Here is a 24,143-nt window from a genome sequence, read left to right as displayed (position 1 = left end):
AGGGCGAGAATCAAGTCTTGGAAGGTACGCACGGCTGGCGTAGGCTGGCTCACGAAATTCACCTGTTTCTAGGGCTGCGAATATAAAGAGCGGGAGTATAACCCGATTCTTGCGGGCCTCTACCTCTGGAGCCTTATGCCACGCTGCTTTTGGTGTACCGACGATCCACTTTATCAGGCCTATCACGACCTGGAGTGGGGTGTTCCGCTGCGAGATCCCGGCCGGTTGTTTGAAATGCTGCTGCTTGAAGGCTTTCAGGCAGGGCTTTCGTGGATCACCGTATTGAAGAAGCGAGAGCGCTACCGGCAGGTGCTGTTTGGCTTCGATCCACAGCGACTGGCACAGATGAGCGACGACGAAATCGAGGAGCGCCTGCTTGATCCGGGCATCATTCGCAACCGTCTGAAGCTTAATGCCGCCCGGCGCAATGCCCGGGCCTGGCTTGAACTGGAAAACCCGGCCGACTGGCTCTGGTCGTTCGTCGGCGGTGAGCCGAAGATCAATCATTTCAGCCAGCGCAGTGAGGTGCCCGCAGTGACTGTCGAGGCCCAGGCCATGAGCAAGGCACTGCGGAAAGCCGGGTTCACCTTTGTCGGGCCCACCATCTGTTACGCCTTCATGCAGGCTACGGGCATGGTCATGGATCACACCATCGATTGTGATCGCTACGCCGCCTTGCTGCGCTGAGGGGTACAATGCCCGGCTTGCAGAAGGAGGAACCTGCCTGTGGATAAATTCAAGGGCGCCTTGATGGTCGGGGTGCTGCGGTTGTTTGCCAAGCTGCCATGGGGCGCTGTGCAACGGGTCGGCGCGGCAATCGGCTGGATCATGTGGAAGCTGCCGAACAGCTCGCGCAATGTCGTGCGCATCAACCTGGCCAAGTGTTTTCCGGAGATGGACGCCGCCGAGCGCGAGCGGCTGGTAGGCCGCACGCTGATGGACATCGGCAAGTCGTTCACCGAGAGCGCCTGTGCCTGGATCTGGCCAGCCAAGCGCTCGCTGGCGCTGGTGCGTGAGGTCGAAGGGCTTGAGGTGCTGGAAAAAGCCCTGGCGTCGGGCAAGGGGGTTGTCGGTATCACCAGCCACCTGGGCAACTGGGAAGTGCTCAACCACTTCTACTGCAGCCAGTGCAAACCGATCATTTTCTACCGTCCGCCCAAACTCAAGGCTGTCGATGACCTGCTGCGTGAACAGCGTGTGCAGTTGGGTAACCGTGTCGCGGCGTCGACCAAGGAAGGCATCCTCAGCATCATCAAGGAAGTGCGCAAGGGCGGTCAGGTGGGGATTCCTGCCGACCCTGAGCCAGCCGAATCGGCAGGCATATTCGTACCGTTTTTCGCCACCCAGGCGCTGACCAGCAAGTTCGTGCCGAACATGCTGGCCGGTGGCAAAGCCGTAGGGGTGTTCCTGCATGCGCTGCGCCTGCCGGACGGTTCCGGTTTCAAGGTCATCCTCGAGGCAGCGCCTGAGGCCATGTACAGCGAAGACACTGAAACCTCGGCTGCGGCGATGAGCCAGGTAATCGAGCGTTATGTGCGGGCCTACCCGAGCCAGTACATGTGGAGCATGAAGCGCTTCAAGAAGCGCCCAGCAGGCGAATCACGCTGGTATTGAGGTTGCGTCGCTGGCAAGGTCGGCCCCCGCAGGTGCCGGCCTTGCCTGCGACAAACACGCCTCAGTGTTGCGCTTTGTCGAGCTTTTTCAGAAACACCGTCATCTCTTTTTCCGCCTGCTTGTCGCCATGCGCCTTTGCTGCGTCCAGGCCTTGCTGCCAGGCCTGGCGTGCCGCTGTCAGGTCGCCCTGCGCCTGATGTGCCTTGCCCAGCAGCTTCCACGCCGCGGAATACTTCGGATCGAAATCTATACAGCGTTGCAGGTGTACAGCGGCTTCGGCAGCGTTGCCCTCATCCAGCCAGGATTTGCCCAGACCGAAGCGCAACAGGGCGTTATCCACACCCTTGGCGAGCATTTTTTCCAGTGATTCGCGCATCTGCCGTTCCTCTTAGAAGAAGCTCAAGCCAACGTGGAAGAGTTTCTCGACGTCACGGATGTACTTTTTATCCACAACAAAGAGGATCACCCGGTCACCGGCTTCGATCACGGTGTCGTCGTGGGCGATCAGCACTTCCTCGTCGCGGATGATCGCGCCGATGGTGGTGCCCGGTGGCAGTGCGATGTCTTCGATGGCCTTGCCGATGACCTTGCTCGATTTCGAGTCGCCATGAGCGATGGCCTCGATGGCCTCGGCCGCCCCTCGGCGCAGCGAGTGGACGCTGACGATGTCACCTCGACGTACGTGGGCCAGCAAGGTACCGATCGTCGCCAGTTGCGGGCTGATGGCGATGTCGATTTCGCCACCTTGCACCAGGTCGACATAGGCCGGGTTGTTGATGATGGTCATCACCTTGCGCGCACCAAGGCGCTTGGCCAGCAGCGAAGACATGATGTTGGCTTCGTCGTCGTTGGTCAGGGCCAGGAAAATGTCGGCTTCGGCGATATTCTCTTCGACCATCAGGTCGCGGTCCGAGGCGCTGCCTTGCAGGACCACTGTGCTGTCCAGAGTGTCGGACAGGTAGCGGCAGCGTGCCGGGTTCATTTCGATGATCTTGACCTGGTAGCGGCTTTCTATGGCCTCCGCCAGGCGCTCACCGATCTGCCCACCACCGGCGATGACCACCCGCTTGTTGGTTTCGTCGATACGCCGCAGCTCGCCCATCACGGCGCGGATGTGCGCCTTGGCGGCGATGAAGAACACTTCGTCGTCGGCCTCGATCACGGTGTCGCCCTGGGGCAGGATTGGCCGGTCACGGCGGAAGATCGCCGCAACGCGAGTATCCACATTCGGCATGTGCGCACGGATCTGGCGCAGTTGCTGGCCCACCAGCGGGCCACCGTAATAGGCCTTGACCGCCACCAGTTGGGCTTTGCCCTCGGCGAAGTCGATCACCTGCAAGGCACCTGGGTGTTCGATCAGGCGCTTGATGTAGTGGGTCACCACCTGTTCGGGGCTGATCAATACATCGACCGGAATGGCCTCGTTATTGAACAGGCCGGCACGGGTCAGGTAGGCCGACTCGCGTACCCGGGCGATTTTGGTCGGGGTATGGAACAGGGTGTAGGCGACCTGACAGGCGACCATGTTGGTCTCGTCACTGTTGGTCACCGCAACCAGCATGTCGGCATCGTCGGCACCGGCCTGACGCAGGACCGTCGGGAACGAACCCCGGCCCTGGACCGTGCGGATATCCAGGCGGTCGCCGAGGTCGCGCAGGCGATCACCATCGGTATCGACCACGGTGATGTCGTTGGCTTCGCTGGCCAGGTGTTCGGCCAGCGTACCGCCAACCTGCCCCGCACCCAGGATGATGATCTTCATCCGCTACTCCCTTTCCATTGTCGTTATCCGCGAGCCGCGGCGATCTTGATCAGCTTGGCGTAATAGAAACCGTCGTGCCCACCCTCTTGCGCCAGCAGCTGGCGACCATGAGGTTGACGCAGCCCAGCGGCAGTCGCCAGGTCCAGCTCGCGGGCACCTGGCGTGCGGGCGAGGAAGGCGTCGATTACTTCCGTGTTTTCCGTTGGCAAACTCGAACAGGTGGCGTAGAGCAGGATCCCGCCGACCTCCAGGGTTGGCCACAGGGCATCGAGCAGTTCGCCCTGCAGGCTGGCCAGGGCCGGAATGTCCTCGGCCTGACGGGTCAGCTTGATGTCCGGGTGGCGGCGGATGACCCCGGTTGCCGAGCAGGGGGCGTCGAGCAGGATGCGCTGGAAGCCCTTGCCGTCCCACCAACTGGCGGTATCCCGTGCGTCGCAGGCGATCAATTGTGCGTCAAGGCCCAGACGGTCAAGGTTTTCCCGTACGCGCGTCAGGCGTTTGGCCTCCAGGTCAATGGCGACCACTTGTTGCAGCCCGGCCTCTGCTTCGAGCAGGTGACAGGTTTTTCCGCCCGGGGCGCAGCAAGCATCCAGCACCCGTTGCCCAGGGGCCAGGTCCATCAGGTCGGCGGCCAGTTGCGCGGCTTCGTCCTGAACGCTGATCCAGCCTTGGTCGAAGCCAGGCAGGTTGCGCACGTCGCTGGCCTCGGCCAGAACGATGCCATCGCGGCTGTACTGACACGGCGCGGCCTGAATACCGGTCTCGGCAAGCAACTGCAGGTAGGCGTCGCGGCTGTGATGACGACGATTCACCCGCAGGATCATCGGAGGGTGCGCGTTGTTGGCGGCGCAGATCGCTTCCCATTGCTCTGGCCAGAAGGCCTTGAGCGACTTCTGCAGCCAGCGCGGGTGGGCGGTACGCACCACCGGGTCGCGCTCCAATGCGCTCAGCAACTCATTGCCTTCACGCTGGGCCCGGCGCAGTACAGCGTTGAGCAGGGCCTTGGCCCAGGGCTTTTTCAGTTTGTCGGCACAGCCAACGGTCTCGCCGATGGCCGCATGCGCGGGGGTACGGGTGTAGAGCAGTTGATACAGACCGACCAGCAACAATGCCTGTACATCGGCATCGGCACTCTTGAAGGGCTTTTGCAGCAACTGTTCGGCCAGCGCCGACAAGCGCGGCTGCCAGCGGGCAGTACCGAAGGCCAGGTCCTGGGTCAGGCCGCGATCACGCGCCTCGACTTTATCCAGTTGTGCCGGGAGCGAGCTGTTCAACGAAGCCTTGCCGCTGAGAACGGCGGCCAGGGCGCGGGCAGCGGCCAGACGCGGGTTCATTGGCCCAGCACCGTGCCGACGGCGAATTTCTCGCGACGGCTGTTGAACAGGTCGCTGAAGTTCAGCGCTTTGCCCCCGGGCAGTTGCAGGCGGGTCAGGCACAACGCCTGATCAGCACAGGCGACCACCAGGCCGTCTTTGCTCGCGCTGATGATCTCGCCGGGTTGACCATGGCCTTCAGCCAGGCTTGCCGCGAGCACTTTCACGGCTTCGCCGCTCAGGGTGCTGTGGCACACGGGCCAGGGGTTGAAGGCACGGATCAGGCGTTCCAGCTCAACCGCAGGCCGGTTCCAGTCCAGGCGTGCTTCGTCCTTGTTCAGCTTGTGTGCATAGGTGGCCAGTGCATCGTCCTGCACTTCGCCCTGTAGCGTGCCGTCGGCGAGGCCGGCAATGGCTTGCAGGACGGCGGGCGGGCCCATTTCGGCGAGGCGGTCGTGCAGGCTGCCACCGGTATCGGTGGCACTGATCGGCGTGCTGACCTTGAGCAGCATCGGCCCGGTGTCCAGGCCTGCCTCCATGCGCATGACGGTCACGCCGCTTTCCGGGTCGTCTGCTTCCACGGCCCGTTGGATCGGCGCCGCACCGCGCCAGCGCGGCAGCAAGGAGGCGTGGCTGTTGATGCAACCCAGGCGCGGAATATCCAGCACGACCTGCGGCAGGATCAAACCGTACGCCACCACTACCATCAGGTCCGGTTGCAGCGCGGCCAGTTCGGCCTGGGCGTCGGCATCGCGCAGGGTCGGCGGTTGCAACACAGGGATACCGTGCTGCGCGGCCAATTGTTTGACCGGGCTGGGCATCAGTTTTTGTCCGCGCCCGGCGGGACGGTCCGGCTGGGTGTAGACCGCGACGATGTCGTAGGGGCTGTCGAGCAGGGCTTTGAGGTGTTCGGCGGCAAACTCAGGAGTGCCCGCGAAGACGATGCGCATGGAGTTCTCGCTTAAAAAAGAAAAAGGCTTGCCGGAGCAAGCCTTCTGGATGAGGGGATCAAGCTTGCTGGCGGTGAAGTTTTTCCAGTTTTTTCTTGATCCGGTCGCGTTTCAGGGTCGACAGGTAATCGACGAACAGCTTGCCGTTGAGGTGATCGCACTCATGTTGAATGCACACGGCCAGGAGGTCTTCGGCGATCAGTTCAAACGGTTGGCCATCACGGTCCAGGGCCTTGACCCGGACGCGCAGTGGGCGGTCGACGTTCTCGTAGAAGCCCGGCACCGACAAACAGCCTTCCTGGTACTGGCCCATGTCGTCGGTGAGCATTTCCAGCTCGGGGTTAATGAACACCCGAGGTTCGCTGCGGTCTTCGCTCAGGTCCATGACCACGATGCGCTTGTGTACGTTGACCTGGGTTGCGGCCAAGCCGATACCCGGCGCTTCGTACATGGTTTCAAACATGTCGTCGACCAGCTGGCGTACGGCGTCGTCAACTTCCGTTACCGGTTTGGCAATGGTGCGAAGACGCGGGTCAGGGAATTCGAGGATGTTCAGAATGGCCATAAGCGTATGAGCTGCACTGTGCGAAGTAATACAAACATGAATGCACATAATAAAGGGATTCGACGCGTTCGGCACCTGTGAAAAGGTCAGCTAACGTTTAGCAGCCACCCCCATGCATCGGCCTGGTGAGCGGAGCGGTGTTGACTGACGCACATGTTGTCAATCGATTATCAACAGAGTTATCCACAGCTTGTTGTTGGCTTCGCCAGGCCTCTGAATCAAGGATGATCAGATGATGTGCAATGATTTTTCGACCTGCCCACCCGCCGAACTGGAGGCGCGCCTGCGCTTGCATCGGCTGCCGGAGCTCGGGCCTCGGCGTTTCCGTAAACTGATCGAAGCCTTTGGTAGTGCCTCGGCAGCGCTCAGCGCACCGGCTGCCGCCTGGCGTCCGCTGGGCGTGCCAGCCACCGCAGTGGAGGCGCGGCGCAGCCCAGAGATCCGTGATGGTGCGGCGGCCGCAATGGCCTGGCTAGAGCGCCCAGGCCAGCATTTGCTGATGTGGGACGCCGCCACCTACCCGGCCTTGCTGGCCGAACTGGACGATGCCCCGCCGCTGCTGTTCGTGGCCGGTGACCCGGCCATTCTGGAGAAACCACAGTTGGCCATCGTCGGCAGTCGGCGTGCATCGCCCCCCGCCCTGGCGACAGCGGCGGCGTTTTCCCGCTGCCTGGCACAGGCCGGTTTTGTCGTCACCAGTGGTTTGGCGGCGGGCATTGATGGTGTGGCTCACCAGGCCGCGCTGGACGTCGGTGGACAGACAATCGGGGTGGTCGGTACCGGGCTGCAAAAATGTTATCCACAGCGCCATCGAGCGCTGGCGGCGGCAATGGCAGAGCGCGGTAGCGCGGTGGTGTCAGAGTTTCCGCTGGACGCCGGGCCCGTCGCCGGAAATTTTCCCCGGCGCAACCGCATCATCAGCGGCCTGTCGCTGGGTGTGCTGGTGGTTGAGGCCAGCCTGGCCAGTGGTTCGTTGATCACCGCGCGCCTGGCCGCTGAGCAAGGGCGAGAGGTCTATGCCATCCCGGGGTCTATCCATCATCCGGGCGCCAAGGGCTGCCATCAATTGATCCGCGATGGCGCGCTGCTGGTCGAGCGCATTGAGCACATACTGGAAACCCTGAGTGGGTGGCAGAACCTGCCGGTGACCCAGCCAGTGTTGCAGGTACCCTCCAACCCTTTGCTGGCGCTGCTCCTGGCTGCGCCGCAAAGCAGCGAAAGCCTGGCGCACGCCAGTGGTTGGCCGCTGTCGCGTGTCTTGGCGGCACTGACCGAGCTTGAGCTGGCCGGGCAGGTTTGTAATGAAGCAGGCCGTTGGTTTGCTCGGCCGGGCTAAGTACACTGCTCGTCAGCCTTTTAGCGGAGTGACAGCAATGGTGAGCAATTGGCGCGTGCAACAAGCTGCACGCGAGATTCGGGCGGGTGCGGTGATTGCCTATCCCACCGAAGCCGTCTGGGGTCTGGGCTGTGATCCCTGGAACGAGGAAGCGGTTGATCGGTTACTGGCGATCAAGTCGCGTTCGGTAGACAAGGGGTTGATCCTGATCGCCGACAATATTCGCCAGTTCGATTTTCTGTTCGAGGATTTTCCGGAAACCTGGCTCGACCGCATGGGCAGTACCTGGCCGGGTCCGAACACCTGGCTGGTGCCGCATCAGGGAATGCTCCCGGAGTGGATCACCGGCATGCACGACACCGTCGCCCTGCGTGTCAGCGATCACCCGGTGGTGCGTGACCTGTGTGCGCTGGTCGGGCCGCTGGTGTCGACCTCGGCCAACCCTCAGGGGCGGCCTGCAGCCCGCACGCGGCTGCGGGTTGAGCAGTACTTCCATGGCCAGTTGGATCTGGTGCTTGGTGGTGCCTTGGGCGGTCGCAAGAACCCGAGTGTGATTCGCGACCTGATGACCGGCGATGTTGTCCGACCGGGCTGAGGAGCGCTAAACCGCCCTTGCCAGCGATTCGCGTGCCGTGCAGGAACAGGCACGGCGCTGCGGTTATCGCCGGCAAGGCGGGTGCCTACCGGGTGGGTGTCAAGGCAACAGTACCGTGGACCCCACTGTCCGGCGTGCCGACAGCTCGGTTTGGGCCTTGGCAGCTTCGCTCAACGGGTAGCGTTGCTGGATATCCACCGTCAGCTTGCCACTGGCGATCATCCCGAACAGTTCATCGGCCATTGCTTGCGTGTTGGCTGGGGTGTTGGCGTAGCCCGCCAGCGTTGGTCGGGTGACATACAGCGAGCCTTTCTGCGCCAGAATGCCCAGGTTCACGCCGCTGACCGCCCCGGAGGCATTGCCGAAGCTGACCATCAGGCCACGGGGGGCCAGGCAGTCGAGAGATGTCAGCCAGGTATCCTGACCAACGCCGTCATAAACCACCGGGCATTTCTTGCCATCGGTCAGCTCCAGAACCCGTTGCACGACGTCTTCATGGCTGTAGTCGATGGTCGCCCAGGCACCCAGCGCCTTGGCCCGTTCGGCTTTTTCCGCCGAGCTCACGGTACCGATCAGCTTGACCCCAAGGGCCTTGGCCCATTGGCAGGCGAGCGAGCCGACACCGCCGGCGGCGGCGTGGAACAGAATGGTCTGGCCCGGTTGCACGGCATAGGTCTGGCGTAGCAGGTACTGCACGGTCAGGCCTTTGAGCATGACGGCTGCGGCCTGCTCAAAGCTGATGGCGTCTGGCAGTTTCACCAGGTTGGCCGCTGGCAGCACATGCACCTCGCTGTAGGCGCCCAGCGGGCCGACAGCATAGGCCACGCGGTCGCCGACCTTGAAATGCTCGACACCCTCGCCAACGGCCTCAACTACGCCTGCCCCTTCCGTGCCCAGGCCCGAAGGCAGTGAGGGCGGTGCATAGAGGCCGCTGCGGAAGTAGGTATCGATGAAGTTCAGGCCAACGGCCTGGTTGCGCACGCTGACCTGCTGTGGTCCGGGTGCCTGTGGCTCGTAATCGACCCACTGCAGGACCTCTGGACCTCCATGCTGGCTGAACTGGATACGCTTGGCCATCTGCTCTCTCCTGTATTGATCCTGGGGAAAGCTGCTATCGGACTCCGTTGCTTGATCGCCGTCAACTGCGGCAGGCCCATGGCCGGTGGTATGCTACGCGCCGAATTTGCCTTAGCCCGTTTCCAGGTGACCTGATGACTAGCCGCACCGAGGCCGTGAAAGCCTACCTGCTTGACCTGCAAGACCGGATTTGCACTGCCCTTGAGAACGAAGACGGCGGTACACGGTTCGTCGAGGACAGCTGGACGCGTGAAGCGGGCGGTGGCGGGCGAACCCGGGTCATCAGCGATGGCAAGGTGATCGAGAAAGGTGGGGTGAACTTCTCCCATGTGTTCGGCAGCGGTTTGCCGCCTTCGGCCAGTGCCCATCGGCCAGAGCTGGCGGGGCGTGGCTTTGAAGCGCTGGGTGTGTCGCTGGTGATCCACCCGCACAACCCGCATGTACCGACGTCTCACGCCAACGTGCGCTTTTTCATCGCCGAGAAAGAAGGCGAGGAAGCGGTCTGGTGGTTCGGTGGTGGTTTTGACCTGACGCCGTACTACGCCAACGAAGAAGATTGCGTGCATTGGCACCGGGTCGCCGAGCAGGCCTGCGCACCGTTTGGCGCTGACGTTTACCCGCGTTACAAAGCCTGGTGTGATCGCTATTTCCACCTCAAGCATCGTAATGAGCCTCGCGGCATCGGTGGCTTGTTCTTCGACGACCTGAATGCGTGGGACTTCGACACTTGCTTCGCCTTCATGCGGGCTATCGGCGATGCCTACGTCGAGGCTTATCTGCCCATCGTGCAGCGCCGCAAGGCTCAGCCGTATACGGCACAGCAGCGTGAATTCCAGGAGTTCCGTCGTGGCCGTTATGTGGAGTTCAACCTGGTCTATGACCGTGGCACCCTGTTCGGCTTGCAGTCGGGTGGGCGTACCGAGTCGATCCTGATGTCGCTACCGCCGCAGGTTCGCTGGGGCTACGACTGGAAGCCTGAACCCGGCAGCGAGGAAGCGCGCTTGACCGAGTACTTCCTGCAGGATCGCGACTGGCTTGGCGAGGCTGCCAAAGCCGGTCATTGAGCCGCGTTGTGGATAACTCGCAGTGGATAACTTGCCCGAGCCTCGGGCCTGACTCAGGAATCGCGTGAATGGACCAGTATGTCGTCTTCGGCAACCCGATTGGCCACAGCAAGTCGCCTTTGATCCACCGGCTGTTTGCCGACCAGACCGGCGAGCACTTGGAATACAGCACCTTGCTTGCGCCGCTGGACGACTTCAGTAACTGTGCTCTGGGCTTCTTCAAGCAGGGGCGTGGGGCCAATGTCACCGTGCCGTTCAAGGAAGAAGCCTTCCGAATGGTCGATAGCCTGACCCCGCGCGCGCGCCGGGCCGGTGCGGTGAACACCTTGAGTAAACTGGCTGATGACAGCCTGCAGGGTGACAATACTGATGGTGCCGGGCTGGTCCGTGACCTGACCGTGAATGCCGGTGTACAACTGACGGGCAAGCGCATTTTGCTGCTCGGCGCCGGTGGGGCTGTGCGTGGTGTGCTGGAACCGTTGTTGGCGCACAACCCGGCGTCGCTGGTGATTGCCAACCGTACGGTGGAAAAGGCCGAACAACTGGCGCGTGAGTTCGCTGACCTGGGCCCGGTGGCGGCCAGTGGGTTTACTTGGCTGAAAGAGCCGGTCGACCTGATCATCAATGCCACCTCGGCCAGCCTGGCCGGTGAGGTACCGCCGATTGATGCCAGCCTGATCCAGCCGGGGCATACCGTGTGCTACGACATGATGTATGGCAAGGAACCAACCCCGTTCTGCCGCTGGGCCAGCGAACAGGGCGCGGCGCAGGTGCTGGACGGCTTGGGTATGCTCGTTGAGCAGGCCGCCGAAGCGTTTTTCATCTGGCGTGGTGTGCACCCTGATACTGCGCCTGTCCTCGACGAGTTGCGCCGTCAGCTGGCGCGCGGCTAATCCTCGAAACGAATGGGGCAGTGCGCTGCCCCTTCCAGCTTGTACAACTCTTCAACCACTTGCGGTCGCGCGCGACGCAGGGTCAGGCTGCCGCCCTGCCGACGCAGGCGGCGGGCTTCGCGATGCAGCATCTCGACTCCGGAATAGTCGATGAAGTTGATCTGTCGGGCATCGATCACCACCTTCGGGCCTTGGCAGCGTTGCAGGCGCACCTGCAGGTAATGGTTGGCGCCGAAAAAAATCGACCCGCCGACCCGCAGGATATCCACATCACCTTCCCGGCTGTGCTGGACACTAGGCTGCGATGTGCGCTTGAGGTAGAAGAACAGCGATACCAGTACGCCGGCATAGATAGCGGTCTGCAACTCCAGCAGCAGCGTGGCGGCGCAGGTCACTGCCATCACCAGGAATTCCGCCCGGCTGACGCGGAACAGCGCCCGAATCGCCCGGTGGTCAATCAGTCCCCAGCAAATCAGCAGAATACTGCCGGCCATGGCCGGTAGCGGAATGTGGGCGATCAGCGTGGCACCGGTCACGGCGAACAGCGCGACCCACAGCGCGGAAAACACCCCGGCCAACGGCGAGCGGGCACCTGCTTCCAGGCTCAATCCCGAGCGGGTGAAAGAGCCTGAGGACAGGTAACCGGAGAAGAACGCCCCGCCCATGTTCGACAGACCCTGAGCACGGATTTCCTGATTGACGTCGATCAGTTGCTCCGAGCGTGCTGACAAGGCACGGGCAATCGACAGGCTCGTCACCAGACCGAGCATACCCACCGCCACGGCACCGGGCAGCAGCCGCAGCAGCAGTTCCAGGTCCCATAGCGGCAGTGGGCTCAAGGGTGGTAGTTGGCCGACGAAACCCTGTACCCGCGCTACCTGACCGAAGACGGAGGGCCATAACGCGCACAGCAGGCTGGCGCTGGTCAGGCTGATCAGCAGGCCCGGCCAGCGCGGTCGCAGCTGCCTCAGGGCAATGCCTAGCAGCAGCGTACCCAGGCCTAGGGCGAGTGAACGCAGGTCGGCGTTTTTCGCATGCTCAAGCAGGCCCTGCAGGGCTTTCAAGGCCGTTGTCTGGCTGGGCAGGTCCAGCCCCAGAAGGCTTGGCAGTTGCCCTAAGGCAATGACCACGGCGGCGCCGAGGGTAAAGCCGAGTACCACAGGCAGGGAGACAAAATTGACCAGCGCACCGAACCTGAGCATGCCCAGCAACCACTGAAACACGCCGGCGAGGAACGTCAGTAGCAGGATAAGCGTGATGTAATCGCTGCTGCCCGCACTGGCCAAAGGGTTGACACTGGCATACAGCACGACCGATATCGCCGCGGTGGGCCCACAGATCAGGTGCCAGGATGAACCCCACAGGCATGCGATCAGTACAGGGACGATGGCTGCATATAGGCCGTACTCGGCGGGCAGTCCAGCGATCAGGGCATACGCAATGGATTGCGGCAGGGCGAGGATTGCCCCGCTCAGGCCCACGTGCAGGTCGCGACCGACGCTGGCACGGGTCTGCCGAGGTAGCCAGGAAAGGAAAGGCAGGAGTGTGTGGCGGTCGGGCCAGGCCATGGGGTTCTCGGTCGGCTGAGCAGTACACAGGGTGCGATTTCCTGCGCGGTGGTGCAAGCCGTTCCTGAGCGGGCGGGTTATAGTTGTGAACGTTCTTTGGGGTCAGGAGCTCGTGTGCAAAGAATCAAGGGCTATCATGCCCATGTCTATTACGATGCCAGCACCATGGCGCAGGCCCGGGCGCTGTGCGAGGAAGCTTCGCAGCTGTTTCCGGTGACGATGGGGCGGATGCATCAGCAACCGGTGGGGCCGCACCCGGACTGGAGTTGCCAGTTGGCGTTTGGTCCGGAAGTGGTTGGCGTAGTGCTGCCTTGGCTAGCGTTGTACCGCAACGGGCTGGTGGTGTTCCTGCACCCGCTGACCGGTGACGAATTGGCCGATCATCGTGATCATGGGATCTGGATGGGGGCGGTGCGACCGCTCGACCTGTCGATCTTCAGCCAAGCCTAAGGTGTCGCAAGCAAGCCCCCACACAAGGTGCAGGAGCAGGCTTGCCTGCGATTGATACTTAGGCCTTGCGCGCTGCCCGCACACCTTCGGCCAGTGCCGAGCACAGCTCCAGCACATCGCCTACGGCTTGTTCAGCACTGGTTGCGCGGGCAATCTTGTCTACCAGTGCCGAGCCTACCACCACGCCGTCTGCGAGACGGGCAATGGCCGCCGCCTGCTCGGGTGTGCGGATACCGAAGCCAACGCTGATTGGCAGGTCGGTATGCCGACGCAGGCGCTCGATGGCGCTGCTGACCTGATCGGTGGTGGCAGAGCCGGCACCGGTCACACCGGCAACCGAGACGTAGTAGACAAAGCCCGAGCTGCGCTCGAGCACGCGTGGCAAACGCGCATCGTCGGTGGTCGGAGTGGTCAGGCGAATGAAGTCGATCCCGGCGGTTTGGGCCGGGGTCGCCAGTTCGGCATCATGCTCTGGCGGCAGGTCAACGATGATCAGGCCATCGACGCCGGCTTCCTTGGCGTCTGCGACGAAGGCTTCGACACCAAAACGGTGGATCGGGTTGTAGTAGCCCATCAGGACGATGGGCGTGGTGCTGTCGTCGACGCGGAACTCGCGCACCATCTGCAGGGTTTTCGCCAGGGTCTGACCAGCGTCCAAGGCACGCAGGGTGGCCAGCTGGATCGCCACACCATCGGCCATCGGGTCGGTGAAGGGCATGCCCAGTTCGATCACGTCGGCGCCAGCGGCGGGCAGGCCCTTGAGGATCGCCAGCGAGGCATCGTAGCCTGGGTCGCCTGCGGTGACGAAGGTGACCAGTGCCGCACGGCCTTCGGCCTTGAGCGTGGCAAAACGTTGTTCAAGACGGCTCATGCCTGCTTCTCCTGCTGTGCGGTCGCGGCCATATGGCTCATTACGGTTTGCATGTCTTTGTCGCCGCGCCCGGACAGGCACACCACCATCAGGTGATCCTTGGGCAGGGTCGGTGCGCGTTTGATTGCTTCAGCCAGGGCGTGGGCGGTCTCCAGCGCCGGGATGATGCCTTCCAGGCGGCAGGTGGTGTGGAACGCCGCCAAGGCTTCGTCATCGGTGATGCTGACGTACTCGACGCGCTTCACTTCGTGCAGGTAAGCGTGTTCCGGACCGATGCCCGGGTAGTCGAGGCCCGCAGAAATCGAGTGGGCGTCGGTGATCTGGCCGTCCGCGTCCTGCAACAGGTAGGTACGGTTGCCGTGCAATACGCCCGGTACACCACCGTTGAGGCTGGCCGCGTGTTTGTCGGTGTCGACGCCATGGCCACCGGCTTCGACGCCGATGATCTGTACGCTGGCGTCATCGAGGAAGTCGTGGAACAGGCCCATGGCGTTCGAGCCACCGCCAACACAGGCGATCAGGCTGTCTGGCAGGCGACCTTCCTTGGCGTTCATCTGTTCACGGGTTTCCTTGCCGATGATCGACTGGAAGTCACGGACCATGGCGGGGTACGGGTGCGGACCTGCAACAGTGCCAATCAGGTAGAAGGTTTCATCAACGTTGGTCACCCAGTCACGCAGGGCTTCGTTCATCGCGTCCTTGAGCGTACCGGTGCCGGCAGTGACCGGGACGATCTCGGCGCCCAGCAGCTTCATGCGGAACACGTTGGCTTGCTGGCGTTCGATGTCGGTGGCGCCCATGTAGATCACGCAAGGCAGGCCAAAGCGTGCCGCTACGGTGGCGGTGGCCACGCCGTGCATGCCGGCGCCGGTTTCAGCGATCAGGCGCTTTTTGCCCATGCGCTTGGCCAGCAGTACCTGGCCGATGCAGTTGTTGATCTTGTGCGCGCCGGTGTGGTTGAGCTCTTCGCGCTTGAAGTAGATCTTCGCGCCGCCGCAGTGCTCGGTCAGGCGTTCTGCGAAGTACAGCGGGTTCGGGCGACCGATGTAATCGCGCTGGAAGTAGGCCAGTTCTTCGATGAACGCCGGGTCGGCCTTGGCAGCTTCATATTCTTTGGCCAGGTCAAGCACCAGTGGCATCAGGGTTTCAGCGACGTAACGGCCGCCGAAATCGCCAAACAGGCCGTTGGCATCAGGGCCGCTGCGGTAGTGGGTCTGGGTCATGAGTCGCTCCAAGGCGTTATCTAGACTGGGATTGGCTCTACTCTAACCACGACACGCGCATCTGAAAACCGATAAGATCGCCATAACCTGTCAGGAAAACTCACAAATCAAATGGCCCACGACTTGCCTCCGTTGAACGCCTTGCGGGCGTTCGAAGCGACCGCCCGGCTGAACAGCGTCAGCCAGGCTGCCGAGCAGCTGCACGTTACCCATGGCGCGGTTAGCCGTCAGCTCAAGGTGTTGGAGGAGCACTTGGGGGTGAGCCTTTTCGTCAAGGATGGGCGTGGCATTAAACTCACAGATGCCGGGGTGCGGCTACGGGATGCCAGTAGCGATGCGTTCGAGCGCCTGCGTGCCGTGTGCGCCGAATTAAGCCGCGACAGTGCCGAGGCGCCCTTCGTTCTGGGCTGTTCGGGCAGCCTGTTGGCGCGTTGGTTCATACCGCGGTTGGGCCGCTTGAAGGCCGACCTGCCGGAATTGCGGCTGCACCTGTCTGCGGGCGAAGGTGACCTTGATCCGCGTCGCCCGGGCCTGGATGCCCTTCTGGTGTTCGCGGAACCGCCGTGGCCAGCCGACATGCAGGTACATGTGTTGGCCGAGGAACGTATCGGCCCGGTGCTTAGCCCGCATTGCAGCGGCTTTGCGCGTTTGCAGCAGGCGCCGGCCAGCGCCTTGTTGGGTGAAGCGTTGCTGCAAACCACCTCGCGCCCACAGGCGTGGCCCAGTTGGGCTCGGCAGCAGGGGCTCGACCCGCAGGCGTTGAGGTATGGGCAGGACTTCGAGCACCTGTATTACCTGCTGGAGGCGGCTGTCGCAGGCCTTGGCGTTGCCATTGCGCCACAACCCCTGGTAGCCGATGACCTGCGTGCCGGGCGTCTGGCTGCGCCGTGGGGCTTTTGTCAGACCCAGGCCGCGTTGGTGCTATGGGTGCCACGCCGCGCCGCCGATGGGCGTGCCGAACAGCTTGCCGGTTGGCTGCGTGCTGAACTGGCACAGCAGGTCGTGCGATAGCCGGGCCTGTTCGGCAGGTAAATCCGTGTGGCGCTGCTAGGCTCTGGAGTCAGGCTAGTCAGGAGAAACGCCATGTCCGATCATCACACCTACAAGAAAATAGAGCTTGTCGGCTCATCCCCCAACAGCATCGAAGAGGCCATCAACAATGCGCTGGCCGAGGCTGGCAAGAGTATTCAGCACCTGGAGTGGTTCGAGGTGGTGGACACCCGTGGGCATATCAAGGACAACAAGGCCGCGCACTTTCAAGTGACGCTCAAGGTGGGCTTTCGGATTGCCAACAGTTGATGCGTCCTGATGCCACAGTGCTGGCTTGAACGCGCAGCTTGGGGTAAATAGGTAATGATGCCGGGCAGCGTCCGGTACCCGTTTCTTTTTGATCTGAACAAGGAATGCGATCGATGAAGAAGGTGGTGATGGCTTTCGGTTTGATGATGCTCGCCGGAACGGCGTTGGCAGCCGGCAAACCGTGCGAAGCGTTGAAAAGCGAGATCGACGCGAAGCTCAAGGCGAAAGGTGTTTCCGGTTATTCGCTGGAGATCGTTGCCAAAGGCGCCGCTGCGGGTGGAAAAGTCGTAGGTACCTGCGAGGGCGGTACCAAGGAAATCGTCTACAAACGCGGTTAAGCCAGTAAGCGTCGGCTCCCGCGGTTTATACCTGCGCAGGAGCCGGCGTTGCCACGCGAATGTCTGGATACCGTTATCGGTCGCCCAGCACCGTCTGCGCCAACAACTCGTAAGACCGTATCCGGTCAGCATGCTCATACAGGTCGCAGGTGAAGATCAGCTCATCGGCCTGGGTCTGCTCCAGCAATACCTCCAGTTTGGCGCGGATTTTCTCCGGCCCACCGACCATTGCCAGCCCAAGGAAACTGCCCACCGCTTCGCGCTCGTGAGTCAACCAGAGGCCGTCCATTGACGCTACCGGTGGGCGTTGCATCAGGCTTTGCCCGCGCATCAACGCCAGGATGCGCTGGTACACCGAGGTGGCCAGGTAGTCGGCCTGCTCGTCGGTATCGGCGGCGACCAGCGGTACGCCGAGCATCACGTAAGGTTTTTCGAGCACCGCAGAGGGCTGGAAATGGTTGCGATACACGCGAATCGCCTCGTGCATGTAGCGGGGGGCGAAATGCGAGGCGAAGGCGTAGGGCAAGCCACGCTGACCGGCTAGCTGGGCGCTGAACAGGCTTGATCCGAGCAGCCAGATCGGCACCTCGGTGCCATAGCCAGGCACGGCGATCACTTTTTGATCAGCCGTACGTGGGCCCAGGTAGCGCACCAGTTCGGCGACATCCTCTGGGAAGTCGTCGGCACTGCCGGAGCGCTCACGGCGCAGGGCACGGGCTGTCAGTTGATCGGAGCCTGGCGCACGCCCCAGGCCCAGGTCGATACGGCCTGGATAGAGGCTGGCCAGGGTGCCGAACTGTTCGGCAATCACCAGTGGCGCGTGGTTTGGCAGCATGACGCCACCGGCACCGACGCGGATCGTCGAGGTGCCTCCCGCCAGGTAACTGAGCAGTACCGCCGTGGCCGAACTGGCAATGCCGTCCATGTTGTGGTGTTCGGCGACCCAAAAGCGGTTATAGCCGAATCTCTCGACGTTACGCGCAAGATCGAGGGAGTTTCTCAGGGCTTGTGCCGGGCCACCGTCCTGGCGTACTGGCACCAGGTCGAGTGTGGAAATCTTGATATCGGCAAGTCGCTTCATGGGCTGTTGGGGCTCCTGGGCAGTCGTTTGGCCGGCGTCGAGCGACGACCCTGCTGGCTCTGTATGGGCATATTCCAGAGATTCAATGCCCGCCTATGAAATCGAGCTGAACTTGCTTGCCGTATCGGCCTCTGAAAGCAGACAAGGCGCGAACCTTCGTGCCACCACCCAGGAGTAGTCCCATGATTCGTTTTGCATTTACTGTACTGGGCATGCTGATGGCATCGGCAGTACTGGCTGCGCCCAAGCCTTGTGAGGAACTCAAGGCCGAAATCGAGGCCAAGATCCAGGCGCGTGGCGTCACCTCCTATACCCTGGAAATCGTCCCCAATAACGAAGTCCACGACCAGAACATGGTGGTGGGTAGCTGCGATGGCGGAACCCGAAAGATCATTTACCAGAAGAATGATCGCTAGGTCTCAAGGAATGCAGTGCACGTCTCGCTCCTCCGCGAGTACCTTGCGGTCGGCGTCGTACAGCCACGCATTGGGGGTCATGCTCAGTGCGCGGGCTTCCAGGCGGTAACGTTGGCCTGCTTGAAAATTATCGTAGCGAACGGTGAGGTAGCAGGTTCTTTCGACCGGTTCGCTGGTGAAACCGCCGGCATAAACCTCGTAGTCGAAGCGCACGATCAACTCGTGGGGCCCTGGCGGTACCTGGAAGTAGCGACCATCGATCAGGCGTGTGCCGTCCAGACGATCAGCCATGACCAGTCGGCCAGGGGTAATAGTGTAGAGGTCGACCCAGGCCTGCTTGGTATCGATGGGGGGCAAGGGATTGCTGCAGGCGGCCAAGGTACTGACGGTGAGCAACATCAGCGGCTGGCGCATGATGGTCTCCAATGGCAGGTTTCAAAGTTCAAGCATAGCGCCATTAGGCACTTCAGGTGCGTTGACAGCCTGCCGGTAGCCCCTTGCCAACCACCCGATGTTGCTCATCATAGAGTTTCACCCAGGGGTTCAAGCCGGTACTCCCCGCCTTTAGCTGGTAGCGCTGACCGGCATTGAAGTCCTTGTATTTCACATTCAGCTGGCAATCGCGCCACAGCGGCTCGCTGACCGGGCCGATGTTACCGGGCGCGACCGGGAACTGATAACGCACCGTCAGCTCATGGCTGCCGGGGGAGACTTCAAAGTAGCGTTTGTCGGCCCAGCTACGCTCGTCCACTTCTACCGCATGCAGTGACTCGTCCGGATGGGGTGTCAGGTCGATCCAGGCCTGGTTGGGGTCGGGTGCGGGAAGGCCTGCGCAACCGGACAGAATCAGCAGGCTGCAGGCAACAAACATCGTACGCATGGCAAAACTCCGGGTTGGCAGGATAGTCTTGGGGCGACAAGGACTTGAGCGGGACGCCTGGCGTCATGATTCGACTGATTTTTTTGCTGCGCTCAGGTCTCCGGGTACTCGACCGCAGCAGCCGACTGTTGGTTCCCCTGTCAGCGCTTTTGCTGCTCAGCGGTTGTTCCAGCCTCGGCTACTACAGCCAGTTGGCCAGCGGCCAGTGGCACCTGCTGCAAGCCCGCGAGCCTGTGGCCGAGATCATCGCCGACCCCGCGCGCGATGCGACCTTGCGCAAGCATCTGGCGCAGGCAGAGCAGGCCCGGGCCTTCGCCAGTACGCAACTGAAGCTGCCGGACAACCGCAGTTATCGGGTGTACGCCGATATTGGTCGGCCGTTTGTGGTGTGGAACGTGTTCGCAACCCCCGAGTTTGACCTCGAACCCCTCACTCATTGTTTTCCTGTTGCCGGTTGTGTGGCCTATCGCGGCTACTACAGCCAGAGCGCGGCGCGCGGTGCTGCGGCACTGGCCCGACAGCAAGGGCAGGATGTCTACATTGGCGGCGTACAAGCCTATTCGACACTGGGCTGGTTCGATGACCCTATCCTCAGTTCGATGATGGGTTGGGGTGATGAGCGTTTGGCCACGTTGATCTTTCATGAACTGGCCCACCAGCGCGTGTATGTGAAGGATGACACCGAGTTCAACGAATCTTTTGCCACCTTCGTCGAGCAGGAAGGCACGCGCCAATGGCGCAAGGCGCGCAACCTGCCGCCGCTGCAGGACAGTGCCAGCCAACAGCGCGACCAGTTCACGGGCCTGGTGTTGGCCAGCCGTGAGCGCTTGAAGGCACTGTACGCTGAACCACTGGCAGTACCGGCCAAACGTGCGGCGAAAGCGGCCGAATTCGAGCGCTTGCGTCGGGAGTACCGGGCGTTGCGCGATACTGCGTGGGGCGGTGTTGGCCGGTTTGATGCCTGGGTTGAGTCACCGCTGAACAACGCCAAGCTTTTGCCCTTCGGCCTGTATGACCAGTGGGTGCCGGCGTTTGCCGCGTTGTTCAAGCAGTTGAATGGCGATTGGACGGCCTTTTACGCCGCTGCGGAGGCGTGGGGGCGGTTGCCGCCAGTGCAACGCAAGCAGGCGCTGGTGACTGCCTTGCACTGACGGACACGGCCTTGCCATCTGCGCGCGTTACAGAAAGGCTCGATGCAGTTCGCTCAGCGTGGCGAAGTGGTAGGCCGGTTGTTCGGCGTTGAGCTCCTCGAAGCTACCAAAGCCATACCCCACGGCTGCTGCGTCCAGGCCGTTGCGACGGGCGCCGATCAGGTCGTGTTTGCGGTCACCGATCATCAGGGTTTGCGCCGGCTCCAGTTGCTCTTGCTCAAGCAGGTGGGCGATCAGTTCGATCTTGTCGGTGCGGGTGCCGTCCAGTTCACTGCCGTAGATCACCTTGAAGTGGCGATCGAACTCGAAGTGCCTGGCGATTTCGCGGGCGTACACCCAAGGCTTTGAGGTCGCGATGTACAGCGTCCTGCCCTGTCCTTCCAGCGCCTGCAACAGTTCGCCCACACCCTCGAAGACGCGGTTCTCGTAAAGCCCGGTGACTTTGAAACGCTCGCGGTAGAAATTCACCGCATCCCAGGCGCGCGCTTCGTCAAAGTCATAGAACTGCATGAAGGCCTGCAGCAATGGCGGGCCGATGAAGTGCTCCAGGCGGCTCAAGTCTGGTTCGTCGATGCCCAGTTTGCTCAACGCATACTGGATCGAGCGGGTGATGCCTTCGCGCGGATCGGTCAGGGTGCCGTCCAGGTCGAAGAGAATGTTCTGATAGTGCATGGCAATCTCTGTTGGGCTGTGGATAACGTCATTCCGGGCGATCGTAGCCTTCAGCCAGGTGCTGGTCCTTGAGCTTGACGTAGTTGGCGGCGCTGTAAGGGAAGAAGGCGCGCTCCTTGTCGGTCAGCGGGCGTGCCTGCTTGACCGGGCTGCCAACATAGAGGAAGCCGCTTTCCAGGCGCTTGCCCGGGGGCACCAGGCTGCCTGCCCCGATGATCACCTCATCCTCGACCACCGCACCGTCCATGATCGTGCTGCCCATGCCCACCAGGATCCGGTTGCCAAGTGTGCAGCCGTGCAGCATGACCTTGTGGCCGATGGTCACGTCGTCGCCGATCAGCAGCGGGAAGCCGTCCGGGTTGAAGGGGCCTGCGTGGGTGATATGCAACACGCTGGCATCCTGCACGCTGGTGCGCGCACCGATGCGGATACGATGCATGTCGCCACGAATCACGGTCAGTGGCCAGACAGAGCTGTCGTCGCCGATCTCGACATCACCCAGCACGACCGCCGAGCGGTCGACAAAGGCCCGTTCGCCCAGGCGTGGCGTGTGGTTCTGGAAACTGCGGATGGCCATGATCGTTTCCTTGTATGGCATGTATAACTTTGGATAGCTGCGGGGAGCGCTGATTGTAATTAAGATGGGCCTGTGTTTCTTCTGCCAAGGTGTTTAACCGTGAGTGCGAACAACCCGCTTCTGCAGTCCTACGACCTGCCGCCCTTCTCGGCGATCCGTGCCGAGCATGTGCTGCCGGCGATTGAACAGATCCTGGCCGACAACCGTAGTGCCATCGCCGCCATTCTGAAATCCCAGGGTGAGAACCCCACCTGGGAAGGCCTGGTCTTGGCCATGGATGAACTCAACGACCGTCTGGGCGCGGCCTGGAGCCCGGTCAGCCACCTCAATGCAGTGTGCAACAGTGCCGAACTGCGTGAGGCCTACGAGTCTTGTTTGCCCGCACTTAGCGCCTACGCCACCGAGCTTGGGCAGAACCGCGAGCTGTTCCAGGCTTATCAGGCCCTGGCCGCCAGCCCGGCGGCAGCACACTTCGATGTGGCGCAGAAAACCATCATCGAACACGCCCTGCGTGACTTCCGTCTGTCGGGTATCGACCTGCCTGCAGACAAGCAACAGCGTTATGCCGAGGTCCAGAGCAAGTTGTCGGAACTGGGCAGCCGGTTCTCCAACCAACTGTTGGACGCGACCCAGGCCTGGACCAAGCACGTTACTGACGAAGCGGCTCTGGCTGGCCTGACCGATTCGGCCAAGGCGCAAATGGCCGCAGCAGCCCAGGCCAAGGGCCTCGATGGTTGGCTGATCAGCCTGGAGTTCCCAAGCTATTACGCCGTGATGACCTACGCCCAGGATCGCGCCCTGCGTGAAGAAGTCTACGCCGCGTACTGCACCCGTGCGTCCGACCAGGGCCCCAATGCTGGCCAGTTCGACAATGGCCCGGTGATGAGCGAAATCCTCGACCTGCGTCAGGAGTTGGCCGGCCTGCTTGGTTTCGCCAACTTCGCCGAGTTGAGCCTGGCGACCAAGATGGCCGAGTCCAGCGATCAGGTGTTGAGTTTCCTGCGTGATCTGGCCAAACGCAGCAAGCCGTTCGCGGCTCAGGATCTGGCTCAGCTCAAGGCCTACGCGGCCGAGCAAGGGTGTGCCGATCTGCAGAGCTGGGACAGCGGTTACTTTGGCGAGAAGCTGCGTGAGCAGCGCTACAGCGTTTCCCAGGAAACCCTGCGTGCCTACTTCCCGATCGATAAGGTGCTGACCGGCCTGTTCGCCATCGTTCAGCGTTTGTACGGCATCGAAATTACCGAACTCAAAGGTTTCGACAGCTGGCACCCGGACGTGCGTCTTTTCGAAATCAAGGAGCACGGCCAGCACGTCGGGCGCTTCTTCTTCGACCTGTATGCACGCGCCAACAAGCGCGGTGGTGCCTGGATGGACGGCGCTCGCGACCGTCGGCGCACCGCGACGGGTGAGCTGCAGAACCCGGTCGCCAACCTGGTGTGCAACTTCACCCCGGCAGCGCCCGGCAAGCCAGCGCTGCTGACCCACGATGAAGTTACCACGCTGTTCCACGAGTTCGGCCACGGCCTGCACCACCTGCTGACGCGCATCGAGCATGCAGGTGTTTCCGGTATCAATGGTGTGGCGTGGGACGCGGTCGAGTTGCCGAGCCAGTTCATGGAAAACTGGTGTTGGGATCCTGAAAGCCTGGCGCTGATTTCCGGGCATTACGAAACCGGCGAAGCACTGCCCAAGGACCTGCTGGAAAAAATGCTGGCGGCGAAGAACTTCCAGTCCGGTCTGATGATGCTGCGCCAACTGGAGTTTTCGCTGTTCGACTTTGAACTGCATGCTCACCATGGCGATGGTCGCAGCGTGATGGAGGTGCTTGAGAGCATCCGTGACGAAGTCTCGGTCATGCGTCCCCCTGCGTATAACCGCTTCCCCAACAGCTTTGCGCACATCTTTGCTGGCGGCTATGCCGCGGGTTACTACAGCTATAAGTGGGCCGAAGTGCTCTCGGCGGACGCGTTTTCGCGTTTTGAAGAGGAAGGTGTACTGAACGCTGAAACCGGACGTGCTTTCCGTGAGGCGGTGCTGGCGCGTGGTGGTTCGCAGGAGCCGATGCTGCTGTTCGTCGACTTCCGTGGCCGTGAGCCGTCAATCGATGCACTCTTGCGTCACAGTGGTCTGAGTGAGGATGTGGCGGCATGAGCGAAGCGCATGTGAATGTGAATGTAACGAAACGACGCTTTATCGCCGGTGCTGTTTGCCCGGCATGCAGTGAGCCGGACAAGTTGATGATGTGGAGCGAAGACAGCGTCCCACACCGTGAATGCGTAGCCTGCGGCTTCACCGATACCCTCAATGAACAGGGCTTGTCGGTACCGAAGGAGCTCGGCACGCGGGTCAATCATGTCGAGCTCAAGCCGGCCAGGCCTGCGGTGCAGACGGTTCAGTTCTTTCCGAACCCGAAGCTGAAGAAGCCAGCCGAGTAATCGGTTCGGCAGT

At 61.9% G+C, this 24,143-nt stretch carries 28 protein-coding genes; 14 read left to right on the top strand and 14 right to left on the bottom strand.

Features of this window, described 5'->3' with window-relative positions:
• Positions 1-135: 135 nt before the first annotated feature.
• Positions 136-687 (top strand): DNA-3-methyladenine glycosylase I, encoded by a 552-nt coding sequence (locus tag EKA13_RS09315; RefSeq protein WP_065759110.1) that lies wholly within the window; start codon positions 136-138, stop codon positions 685-687.
• 39 nt (positions 688-726) lie between these two features.
• Positions 727-1,614: a lysophospholipid acyltransferase gene (locus EKA13_RS09310; RefSeq protein WP_065759109.1), complete on the top strand. Its 888-nt coding sequence runs from the start codon at positions 727-729 to the stop codon at positions 1,612-1,614.
• A gap of 61 nt (positions 1,615-1,675) precedes the next feature.
• Here the strand turns inward: EKA13_RS09310 and EKA13_RS09305 are convergent, their stop codons facing one another.
• From EKA13_RS09305 to def, 5 genes are read right to left on the bottom strand one after another with little or no spacing between them, the layout of a single operon-like run.
• Positions 1,676-1,990, bottom strand: coding sequence for a tetratricopeptide repeat protein (locus tag EKA13_RS09305; protein ID WP_065759108.1), 315 nt, complete (start codon positions 1,988-1,990; stop codon positions 1,676-1,678).
• A gap of 12 nt (positions 1,991-2,002) precedes the next feature.
• Positions 2,003-3,376, bottom strand: a complete 1,374-nt coding sequence (gene trkA, locus EKA13_RS09300; protein ID WP_065759107.1) for a Trk system potassium transporter TrkA — start codon at positions 3,374-3,376, stop codon at positions 2,003-2,005.
• A 23-nt stretch (positions 3,377-3,399) separates the two neighbouring features.
• Positions 3,400-4,710 carry a 16S rRNA (cytosine(967)-C(5))-methyltransferase RsmB gene (gene rsmB / locus EKA13_RS09295; RefSeq protein ID WP_065759106.1) on the bottom strand — a complete coding sequence of 437 codons (1,311 nt, stop codon included), beginning with the start codon at positions 4,708-4,710 and terminating at the stop codon, positions 3,400-3,402.
• The gene (gene fmt, locus EKA13_RS09290; protein WP_065759105.1) at positions 4,707-5,639 is read right to left on the bottom strand and encodes a methionyl-tRNA formyltransferase; all 933 of its coding nucleotides are present in this window, start codon (positions 5,637-5,639) and stop codon (positions 4,707-4,709) included. Before fmt ends, rsmB begins: the two co-directional genes overlap by 4 nt.
• Before the next feature lie 58 nt (positions 5,640-5,697).
• Positions 5,698-6,204: a peptide deformylase gene (def, locus tag EKA13_RS09285; RefSeq protein WP_065759104.1), complete on the bottom strand. Its 507-nt coding sequence runs from the start codon at positions 6,202-6,204 to the stop codon at positions 5,698-5,700.
• A 232-nt stretch (positions 6,205-6,436) separates the two neighbouring features.
• Between def and dprA the strand changes: the two genes are divergently transcribed.
• Complete coding sequence (gene dprA, locus EKA13_RS09280; RefSeq protein WP_065759103.1) at positions 6,437-7,540, top strand: DNA-processing protein DprA; 1,104 nt, start codon at positions 6,437-6,439, stop codon at positions 7,538-7,540.
• A 37-nt stretch (positions 7,541-7,577) separates the two neighbouring features.
• Positions 7,578-8,135: an L-threonylcarbamoyladenylate synthase type 1 TsaC gene (gene tsaC, locus EKA13_RS09275; RefSeq protein WP_065759102.1), complete on the top strand. Its 558-nt coding sequence runs from the start codon at positions 7,578-7,580 to the stop codon at positions 8,133-8,135.
• Between the two features lie 99 nt (positions 8,136-8,234).
• Here the strand turns inward: tsaC and EKA13_RS09270 are convergent, their stop codons facing one another.
• Positions 8,235-9,212: an NADPH:quinone reductase gene (locus EKA13_RS09270; RefSeq protein ID WP_065759101.1), complete on the bottom strand. Its 978-nt coding sequence runs from the start codon at positions 9,210-9,212 to the stop codon at positions 8,235-8,237.
• Positions 9,213-9,346: 134 nt separating this feature from the next.
• On the opposite strand from EKA13_RS09270, the gene hemF reads away from it, so the two are divergent.
• Together hemF and aroE are read left to right on the top strand one after the other, a co-directional pair.
• Positions 9,347-10,276 (top strand): oxygen-dependent coproporphyrinogen oxidase, encoded by a 930-nt coding sequence (hemF, locus tag EKA13_RS09265; RefSeq protein WP_065759100.1) that lies wholly within the window; start codon positions 9,347-9,349, stop codon positions 10,274-10,276.
• Positions 10,277-10,344: 68 nt separating this feature from the next.
• Positions 10,345-11,169 carry a shikimate dehydrogenase gene (aroE, locus tag EKA13_RS09260; protein WP_065759099.1) on the top strand — a complete coding sequence of 275 codons (825 nt, stop codon included), beginning with the start codon at positions 10,345-10,347 and terminating at the stop codon, positions 11,167-11,169.
• Here the strand turns inward: aroE and EKA13_RS09255 are convergent.
• Entirely contained in the window at positions 11,166-12,737 is a 1,572-nt protein-coding gene (locus tag EKA13_RS09255; protein WP_065759098.1) for a SulP family inorganic anion transporter, read from the bottom strand. The two genes, aroE and EKA13_RS09255, sit on opposite strands and share 4 nt — an antisense overlap.
• 114 nt (positions 12,738-12,851) lie before the next feature.
• Here EKA13_RS09255 and EKA13_RS09250 point away from each other — a divergent pair, with 114 nt between their 5' ends.
• A complete protein-coding gene (locus EKA13_RS09250; RefSeq protein WP_065759097.1) occupies positions 12,852-13,187 on the top strand; it encodes a DOPA 4,5-dioxygenase family protein in 336 nt (111 codons plus the stop codon).
• A 58-nt stretch (positions 13,188-13,245) separates the two neighbouring features.
• On the opposite strand, the gene trpA is transcribed toward EKA13_RS09250, so the two are convergent.
• Both trpA and trpB read right to left on the bottom strand, forming a co-directional pair.
• Positions 13,246-14,058: a tryptophan synthase subunit alpha gene (gene trpA, locus EKA13_RS09245; protein ID WP_065759096.1), complete on the bottom strand. Its 813-nt coding sequence runs from the start codon at positions 14,056-14,058 to the stop codon at positions 13,246-13,248.
• A complete protein-coding gene (gene trpB, locus EKA13_RS09240; RefSeq protein ID WP_065759095.1) occupies positions 14,055-15,281 on the bottom strand; it encodes a tryptophan synthase subunit beta in 1,227 nt (408 codons plus the stop codon). Before trpB ends, trpA begins: the two co-directional genes overlap by 4 nt.
• Positions 15,282-15,392: 111 nt before the next feature.
• On the opposite strand from trpB, the gene EKA13_RS09235 reads away from it, so the two are divergent.
• The 3 genes from EKA13_RS09235 (at position 15,393) to EKA13_RS09225 (ending at position 16,918) form a co-directional block, all read left to right on the top strand.
• Positions 15,393-16,292, top strand: coding sequence for a LysR family transcriptional regulator (locus EKA13_RS09235; RefSeq protein WP_065759094.1), 900 nt, complete (start codon positions 15,393-15,395; stop codon positions 16,290-16,292).
• A 72-nt stretch (positions 16,293-16,364) separates the two neighbouring features.
• Positions 16,365-16,580, top strand: coding sequence for a dodecin (locus tag EKA13_RS09230; protein ID WP_065759093.1), 216 nt, complete (start codon positions 16,365-16,367; stop codon positions 16,578-16,580).
• 113 nt (positions 16,581-16,693) lie between these two features.
• Positions 16,694-16,918, top strand: coding sequence for a DUF1161 domain-containing protein (locus tag EKA13_RS09225; protein ID WP_065759092.1), 225 nt, complete (start codon positions 16,694-16,696; stop codon positions 16,916-16,918).
• Positions 16,919-16,991: 73 nt separating this feature from the next.
• Here EKA13_RS09225 and EKA13_RS09220 read toward each other — a convergent pair whose 3' ends face one another.
• Positions 16,992-17,999, bottom strand: a complete 1,008-nt coding sequence (locus EKA13_RS09220) for an LLM class flavin-dependent oxidoreductase (RefSeq protein WP_065759091.1) — start codon at positions 17,997-17,999, stop codon at positions 16,992-16,994.
• Positions 18,000-18,181: 182 nt separating this feature from the next.
• Here EKA13_RS09220 and EKA13_RS09215 point away from each other — a divergent pair, with 182 nt between their 5' ends.
• Positions 18,182-18,415, top strand: coding sequence for a DUF1161 domain-containing protein (locus tag EKA13_RS09215; protein WP_065759090.1), 234 nt, complete (start codon positions 18,182-18,184; stop codon positions 18,413-18,415).
• Between the two features lie 3 nt (positions 18,416-18,418).
• Here EKA13_RS09215 and EKA13_RS09210 read toward each other — a convergent pair whose 3' ends face one another.
• Together EKA13_RS09210 and EKA13_RS09205 are read right to left on the bottom strand one after the other, a co-directional pair.
• Positions 18,419-18,829, bottom strand: a complete 411-nt coding sequence (locus EKA13_RS09210; RefSeq protein ID WP_065759089.1) for a PA0061/PA0062 family lipoprotein — start codon at positions 18,827-18,829, stop codon at positions 18,419-18,421.
• Positions 18,830-18,881: 52 nt separating this feature from the next.
• Positions 18,882-19,295, bottom strand: coding sequence for a PA0061/PA0062 family lipoprotein (locus EKA13_RS09205; protein ID WP_065759088.1), 414 nt, complete (start codon positions 19,293-19,295; stop codon positions 18,882-18,884).
• A 65-nt stretch (positions 19,296-19,360) separates the two neighbouring features.
• On the opposite strand from EKA13_RS09205, the gene EKA13_RS09200 reads away from it, so the two are divergent.
• Complete coding sequence (locus tag EKA13_RS09200; protein WP_176717413.1) at positions 19,361-20,446, top strand: aminopeptidase; 1,086 nt, start codon at positions 19,361-19,363, stop codon at positions 20,444-20,446.
• 27 nt (positions 20,447-20,473) lie between these two features.
• On the opposite strand, the gene EKA13_RS09195 is transcribed toward EKA13_RS09200, so the two are convergent.
• Positions 20,474-21,118 (bottom strand): HAD family hydrolase, encoded by a 645-nt coding sequence (locus tag EKA13_RS09195; protein WP_065759087.1) that lies wholly within the window; start codon positions 21,116-21,118, stop codon positions 20,474-20,476.
• A 28-nt stretch (positions 21,119-21,146) separates the two neighbouring features.
• Positions 21,147-21,695, bottom strand: a complete 549-nt coding sequence (locus EKA13_RS09190) for a gamma carbonic anhydrase family protein (RefSeq protein ID WP_065759086.1) — start codon at positions 21,693-21,695, stop codon at positions 21,147-21,149.
• A 99-nt stretch (positions 21,696-21,794) separates the two neighbouring features.
• Here EKA13_RS09190 and prlC point away from each other — a divergent pair, with 99 nt between their 5' ends.
• Positions 21,795-23,846 (top strand): oligopeptidase A, encoded by a 2,052-nt coding sequence (prlC, locus tag EKA13_RS09185; RefSeq protein ID WP_065759085.1) that lies wholly within the window; start codon positions 21,795-21,797, stop codon positions 23,844-23,846.
• Entirely contained in the window at positions 23,843-24,130 is a 288-nt protein-coding gene (locus EKA13_RS09180) for a YheV family putative zinc ribbon protein (protein ID WP_065759084.1), read from the top strand. The genes prlC and EKA13_RS09180 overlap by 4 nt, the downstream gene beginning before the upstream one ends.
• Positions 24,131-24,143 lie beyond the last annotated feature (13 nt).

The organism is Pseudomonas defluvii, assembly GCF_001695625.1.
Taxonomy (GTDB): domain Bacteria; phylum Pseudomonadota; class Gammaproteobacteria; order Pseudomonadales; family Pseudomonadaceae; genus Aquipseudomonas; species Aquipseudomonas defluvii.
The sequence above is the reverse complement of the archived record's forward strand: the minus strand, read 5'-3'. Positions and strand labels throughout refer to the sequence as shown.

Bases quoted from the DNA above. Each gene is read 5' to 3' on its own strand.
- dprA (WP_065759103.1), top strand. From the start codon at position 6,437: ATGATGTGCAATGATTTTTCGACCTGCCCACCCGCCGAACTGGAGGCG.
- EKA13_RS09190 (WP_065759086.1), bottom strand. From the start codon at position 21,695: ATGGCCATCCGCAGTTTCCAGAACCACACGCCACGCCTGGGCGAACGG.
- EKA13_RS09205 (WP_065759088.1), bottom strand. From the start codon at position 19,295: ATGCGTACGATGTTTGTTGCCTGCAGCCTGCTGATTCTGTCCGGTTGC.
- EKA13_RS09230 (WP_065759093.1), top strand. From the start codon at position 16,365: ATGTCCGATCATCACACCTACAAGAAAATAGAGCTTGTCGGCTCATCC.
- trpB (WP_065759095.1), bottom strand. From the start codon at position 15,281: ATGACCCAGACCCACTACCGCAGCGGCCCTGATGCCAACGGCCTGTTT.
- rsmB (WP_065759106.1), bottom strand. From the start codon at position 4,710: ATGAACCCGCGTCTGGCCGCTGCCCGCGCCCTGGCCGCCGTTCTCAGC.
- EKA13_RS09220 (WP_065759091.1), bottom strand. From the start codon at position 17,999: ATGAAGCGACTTGCCGATATCAAGATTTCCACACTCGACCTGGTGCCA.
- EKA13_RS09255 (WP_065759098.1), bottom strand. From the start codon at position 12,737: ATGGCCTGGCCCGACCGCCACACACTCCTGCCTTTCCTTTCCTGGCTA.
- tsaC (WP_065759102.1), top strand. From the start codon at position 7,578: ATGGTGAGCAATTGGCGCGTGCAACAAGCTGCACGCGAGATTCGGGCG.
- EKA13_RS09195 (WP_065759087.1), bottom strand. From the start codon at position 21,118: ATGCACTATCAGAACATTCTCTTCGACCTGGACGGCACCCTGACCGAT.
- trkA (WP_065759107.1), bottom strand. From the start codon at position 3,376: ATGAAGATCATCATCCTGGGTGCGGGGCAGGTTGGCGGTACGCTGGCC.
- trpA (WP_065759096.1), bottom strand. From the start codon at position 14,058: ATGAGCCGTCTTGAACAACGTTTTGCCACGCTCAAGGCCGAAGGCCGT.
- EKA13_RS09200 (WP_176717413.1), top strand. From the start codon at position 19,361: ATGATTCGACTGATTTTTTTGCTGCGCTCAGGTCTCCGGGTACTCGAC.
- fmt (WP_065759105.1), bottom strand. From the start codon at position 5,639: ATGCGCATCGTCTTCGCGGGCACTCCTGAGTTTGCCGCCGAACACCTC.
- aroE (WP_065759099.1), top strand. From the start codon at position 10,345: ATGGACCAGTATGTCGTCTTCGGCAACCCGATTGGCCACAGCAAGTCG.
- EKA13_RS09270 (WP_065759101.1), bottom strand. From the start codon at position 9,212: ATGGCCAAGCGTATCCAGTTCAGCCAGCATGGAGGTCCAGAGGTCCTG.
- EKA13_RS09225 (WP_065759092.1), top strand. From the start codon at position 16,694: ATGAAGAAGGTGGTGATGGCTTTCGGTTTGATGATGCTCGCCGGAACG.
- EKA13_RS09235 (WP_065759094.1), top strand. From the start codon at position 15,393: ATGGCCCACGACTTGCCTCCGTTGAACGCCTTGCGGGCGTTCGAAGCG.
- EKA13_RS09305 (WP_065759108.1), bottom strand. From the start codon at position 1,990: ATGCGCGAATCACTGGAAAAAATGCTCGCCAAGGGTGTGGATAACGCC.
- def (WP_065759104.1), bottom strand. From the start codon at position 6,204: ATGGCCATTCTGAACATCCTCGAATTCCCTGACCCGCGTCTTCGCACC.
- hemF (WP_065759100.1), top strand. From the start codon at position 9,347: ATGACTAGCCGCACCGAGGCCGTGAAAGCCTACCTGCTTGACCTGCAA.
- EKA13_RS09180 (WP_065759084.1), top strand. From the start codon at position 23,843: ATGAGCGAAGCGCATGTGAATGTGAATGTAACGAAACGACGCTTTATC.
- EKA13_RS09215 (WP_065759090.1), top strand. From the start codon at position 18,182: ATGATTCGTTTTGCATTTACTGTACTGGGCATGCTGATGGCATCGGCA.
- EKA13_RS09210 (WP_065759089.1), bottom strand. From the start codon at position 18,829: ATGCGCCAGCCGCTGATGTTGCTCACCGTCAGTACCTTGGCCGCCTGC.
- EKA13_RS09315 (WP_065759110.1), top strand. From the start codon at position 136: ATGCCACGCTGCTTTTGGTGTACCGACGATCCACTTTATCAGGCCTAT.